The sequence below is a fragment of the Trichlorobacter sp. genome, assembly GCF_030247655.1.
Taxonomy (GTDB): Bacteria; Desulfobacterota; Desulfuromonadia; order Geobacterales; family Pseudopelobacteraceae; genus Trichlorobacter.
The window spans coordinates 1-5353 of the sequence record NZ_JAOTRZ010000203.1 but is presented as its reverse complement, the minus strand read 5'-3'; the positions used below and the strand labels follow the sequence as shown (position 1 = coordinate 5353).

The 5353-nt window shown below is 52.1% G+C and carries 4 protein-coding genes; all 4 read right to left on the bottom strand.

What is annotated here, in order from left to right; genetic code table 11:
* Positions 1-1777: PAS domain-containing hybrid sensor histidine kinase/response regulator (locus OEL57_RS13720; protein WP_349255211.1), on the bottom strand; the 1777-nt coding region annotated here is incomplete at its 3' end.
* Positions 1744-3036 (bottom strand): PAS domain S-box protein, encoded by a 1293-nt coding sequence (locus OEL57_RS13715; RefSeq protein WP_300741183.1) that lies wholly within the window; start codon positions 3034-3036, stop codon positions 1744-1746. The genes OEL57_RS13715 and OEL57_RS13720, both read right to left, overlap by 34 nt.
* Positions 3033-4340: a diguanylate cyclase domain-containing protein gene (locus OEL57_RS13710; protein ID WP_300741181.1), complete on the bottom strand. Its 1308-nt coding sequence runs from the start codon at positions 4338-4340 to the stop codon at positions 3033-3035. Before OEL57_RS13710 ends, OEL57_RS13715 begins: the two co-directional genes overlap by 4 nt.
* A partial coding sequence (locus OEL57_RS13705) for an ATP-binding protein (protein WP_300741180.1) occupies positions 4337-5353 on the bottom strand: 1017 nt, incomplete at its 5' end. The genes OEL57_RS13705 and OEL57_RS13710, both read right to left, overlap by 4 nt.

Here is a 5353-nt window from a genome sequence, read left to right as displayed (position 1 = left end):
ACAGTTGGGTATGTCCGCCCATACGACGCAGGGCAGTGGCTGTGTCAAAACCTGGCAGGTCAGGGAGATCGTTGTTTTGGTCTGGTGATGCTCCTGTGAGCTTATCCTGTATTGAAACCGGGGAATCTGTTTTTTGAAAGCGTTTCAGTACTGAGATCAGTTCCACCGGGTTGATCGGTTTGGCAATGAAATCCACCATGCCTGCTGTAGCACACCGTTCACGATCATCCGGCATGACGGCAGCGGTCATGGCAATGATCGGCAGCGTTGCACTATCGTACCGTTCACGGATTTTGCGGGTGGCCTCAAATCCATCCATTACCGGCATATGCAGGTCCATCAGAACAACATCAAAGTCCGGACTTGTAAGCAGATCAAGCGCAGCGGCACCATGGTCGGCAAGGGTAACCTCTGCACCGTACTGCCGCAGTATTTCTGCAGCCACCTCCTGATTGATCCGGTTATCTTCCACCAGCAGCACACGCAGCCTGCTCAGTTCAAGCTTTTTCCGGTATGATGCGGTCAAAGGATCTGCTGTGGTGATCCCGCCTTCAGTAAAGGGATGGAGCTTCTTTGCCACAGTTCCTGGCGGTACTTTATCCATCTGAATACTGAAGCTGAAGGTACTGCCAATACCCTTGCTACTTGAGACGCTGATGGAACCTCCCATCAGTCCCACCAGCCTTTGGCAGATGGTCAGGCCCAGTCCGGTGCCGCCGTATTTGCGGCTGATGGTGCTGTCAGCCTGGGTAAAGGCCTGGAACAACCGTTCTGATTCATCCTTGTCAAGTCCGATACCGGTATCCTGTACGGAAAAACAGAGCGTGACGGTTCTACTGTCTTCCTGTAGTTGTTCAACCCTGATGCGGATCTCTCCGTTTTCGGTGAACTTGACGGCATTTCCCACCAGATTGTTCAGTACCTGTGAAAGACGCATCGGATCGCCCTGAAGCACAGGGGGGAGGGAAGGGGCGAGTTCCACGGTGGTGGCAAGCCCCTTCTCTTCAATCTTTGCCCTGAACAGCCCCAGGGTGTTCCTGATAACCTCTTCAACAGAGATCGGTAGCTGTTCTATTTCAATCCGGCCCGCCTCTATTTTTGAATAGTCAAGAATGTCGTTCAGAATCTCCATCAACGACTGTGATGCGCTGTAGACCTTAAGCAAAAAATCCCTCTGGTGCGGATCAAGTTCAGTCTCAAGCACCAGACGGGTCAAGCCCAGGATGGCGTTCATCGGAGTACGGATTTCATGGCTCATATTAGCCAAAAACTCGGATTTTGCCTGATTGGCTGTCTCGGCCTCTTTTGTGCGTTGCTCCAGTTGCAGCTGGGTCAGTTTCAGTTCGGTAATATCAGATATCAGGACAAAGAAGCCTCTGACCTGTCCATTGGCGATATCCGGTATATAGTGGGCCCAGGTATACCCGATACTGCCGTCAGCCTTGGTGAGGGTGCGTTCAAAGCGTTGCGGTTCTCCGTTCAGCGCTGCCCGCATGTACGGTTCATTTTTAGCAAACAGCTCGTCACCCATCATGTCGCGGATATGGATACCGTGCATCTGTTCAGCTGTTTTGCCAAACCATTCCAGATAGGAGATATTCGCAAAGCGGTTATACAGATCCTTATCCCAGTAGCCTACCATACCGGGGATGATATCGGTCAGCACCCGCATGAACCGTTCGCTCTCTTCAAGCGCTGCTTCGGCATTCTTCCGTTTCGTGATATCCCGTGCAGCCGCGTAAATCAGATTGGCATAGGGTGTTGAACGCCATTCAATCCAGCGGTAGGAACCATCTTTGCAACGGTAGCGGTTGAAAAATTCAATACCTGCTTTTCTTCAGTTAACTCGGCCATGGCCGCCAGGGTGGCCGGGATGTCATCTGGATGGACAAATTCAAGGAACTGCTTTCCTGTTAACTCATCAAGGGTATAGCCGAGTGTTTCTTCCCAGGAACGGTTCAGTCGTATGAAGTGGCCTTCCTGATCTGCAATGCAGAGCATATCCAGGGCCATACTGAAAAATCGATCAAGCTCTTTACTCAATTTACGGATGTTTTCATCTGAGGCAGCCTTCTGTCTTGCAAACTCCTCATGCCGTTTATAGTAAAAGTGGAGGACAACACCCGCTGCCGTTGCACACAGCAGAAACAGCGAGATCAGTATGGCTGCTTCACTCTTCCAGTTGGCATACACCACGGCAAGATCACGGGAGACGGCCACCACTATCGGCTTGTTCATTGTAAGGTTTTGGGGCTGAATGGTGATCTGTGCCATCATCTGGTTTCTGCCGGTGGCGTAGACAATGCCGGTATACACCGTCTGCTGCTTGCCGCTGGCACGGTGCCTGCTGAAGAAACTACCCGGCACAGCCAGGTTCTTGCCGATAAACTCCTTGTGGCCCGGTTCCATGATGAACAGCAGACCATCCCAGTGGGCCAGTGCGGAACGCATATCAGGCGCATACAACACAGACAGGAGCAGGGTACTGAAATAATCAGGATCAAGTGAAGCTGCGATAACGCCTGCAAAGCTGCCGTCAGGATTACGCAAAGTTCTGCTCAGGTTAATGACATAGGTATTCAGTGTTGTCTTAAAGGGAGGAGAGACATACAGCTGATCTTCATTCGCATGTTGTAGCGGAATCTTGAAGTAATCACGGTCACTGAAGCATTTTTCCAAAAGCTCCGCCCTGTTGGAAAGGCGTGTGATCCCCTGGGCATCCAGCCGCAGTATGGTGCGGACACCGGGCATGGCGTTCGCCAGGTCTTCAAGGCGTTGGTTATAGCCGGGGTCGTTTGCCAGCAGGGCAGGGTCTTTTTGCAGACTGAGCAACAGCTTATTGAGCGATTCAAGGTTTAAGACCGTGTTTTTGCTGATGATCTCTGCCTTCCGCAGCAGCTGTTCCTGCTCGCGTATGCCTGCCCGTTCATGTTCCCTGGCAAGATACAGAAACAGCAACAGTCCGAACAGCAGTATGCTACAGCTGAAGACAAGCCAGTGACGAGACGGACCTTTACTGAAAGAGCTACTGTTCATGCGGGTTGTTCCAGTGTGCCGTCCACTGATGACAGTTCATAAAAACGGTATTGGCCCCTACCGGACTGCTTGACCTGATACATGGCCATATCAGCATGTTTCATAAGTTCCTCAACTGATTGTGCGTCAAAAGGGTAACGGCTGATGCCGATACTGGGGGTGCTGTGCAGGGTTAATGCACCGACCTGATAGGGCTCCGACAGGTTTTTTAGGATTTTTTGCGCAACAGTGATTTCGCCATTAATGGCCACGTGACTGGTCATTACCACCACAAATTCATCCCCGCCAAGGCGGGCCACCAGATCGCTTTCCCGCACACTCTGTTTAAGCCGCGCAGCAACCTGTATTAAAAGCTCGTCCCCCACAGCATGGCCATAGGTATCATTAATGCTTTTAAAACGATCCAGATCAATAAACATTACCGCAAGTTCGCTCAGTTCCCGTTTTGCCAGGGGCATGGTCTGTTCCAGGACTACCTGTACGTACATTCTGTTGGGCAAGCCGGTCAGAAAGTCATGATTGGCAACATGACGGATTTCAGCTTCTACTGCCTTTTGTTGGGATATATCGGTAAAACTACCGATGTAGAAATCAACCTGCCCCTGGGGGCCCTGAACGACCGAGATGGTCAGCAGCTTGGGATAGACGCTACCGTCTTTCCGGCGATCCCACAGCTCTCCCTGCCAGAATCCCTGATCATGAAGGGACTGCCACATGGTTCGATACTCTTCCGAGCTCGTGCGGCCGGAGGAAAGTATTTTAGGATCTCGGCCCTTTACCTCCTCCAGCAGATATCCGGTCTGCCGGGTAAAGGCAGTGTTAACCTCAATGATCCGGTTTGACCGGTCGGTGATCATAATTGCTTCACCACTATAGTTGAAGACATGGCTGGCAAGGCGAAGTTCCCGTTCGATCCGTTTGCGTTGCAAAAGATTACGGACCCGTACCTTGAGTACGGCAGTGATCACCGGCTTGGTAAGGTAATCATCCGCACCCTGCTCCAACCCGCTCAACTGGCTCTGCTCAGAGTTGTCTGCAGTAACAAAGATAACCGGAATACCAGCAGTGTCAGGATGGTCACGTAGCCTGCCCAGTACCTCAATACCGTTCATTTCAGGCATCATTATATCCAGCAGTATCAGTTCTGGACGGTCTTCGCGGGCTGCCAGCTCCAGAGCGCTCTGGCCACTGACAGCGGTTTTAATCCGGTAGTCGTCCTTTAGTGCCGCCACCAGCAGGTGCAGGTTGGAAGGGATATCATCAACCAGCAGTATCAGTGGTTTATCCGGTTGCTGCAGGTTCATGGCAGGTCCATATCTGTATTCTGTTCTACAACCCGCTTCATTTCAGTATGCAACACAACTATATCCAATGGTTTTGAGACATAGCCATCAAACCCAGAGGAAAGCAGATGGTTGCGCTGCTCAACCAGGGCATGGGCGGTCAGGGCAATGATGGCGGTATGATGCTTGGTTGTACGCTCTTCCTCGCGGATGATGCGCGTGGCCTCAATACCATCCATTACCGGCATCTGGATGTCCATCAGGATGATGTCAAAGCGGCCTTTGTGCCACAGTTCCAGAGCATCCGCTCCATTTCCCGCGGTCTGTACCCTATGGCCAAAATGTCGCAGCAGGCTCGCTGCCATAATTTGGCTGGTCTGACTATCGTCCACCAGCAGGATGCTGAGCGGTGCCCCCTGCCATTCCGTAGAGGCACTGGTTTGAAGCTGCTCCTCTTGCGCGAACGCTCCGGGCTGGCTGATCTGCAATGGCAGGGTGACATGGAAGCTGCTGCCTGTGCCTTCACTGCTTTCAACGGAAATCTGGCCGCCCATAAGCCCGGCAAGCCGGTTGCAGATTGACAGGCCCAGGCCGGTTCCTCCGAACTTGCGGGTTACTGAACTGTCTGCCTGGGTAAAGGGGGTAAACAGCTTTCCCAGTGCCTCAGGGGAGATGCCGATGCCGGTGTCAATGACACTGAAATGAAATAACGCCTTGCTTTCCAACTCTTCACGTAGTTCTACCCGCAGTGTGATGGAGCCCTGTTCGGTGAATTTGATGGCATTGCCCACCAGATTGCGCAGGATCTGTTTCAGCCTGAGCTGATCTCCGACCAAGGCATCCGGCACCGTGTTATCAATCTCGGCCTTCAGGATCAGCCCTTTGGTTGCAATCCTGGGAGTCATCGGTTTTAGCAGGCCATTGATGCAGTCGCGCAGACTGAAGGGGGTCTGCTCAAGTTCCATTTTGCCGGCCTCGATCTTGGAGATATCAAGCAGATCATTGATAACTGAAACCAGATGCTTGGCATCAGC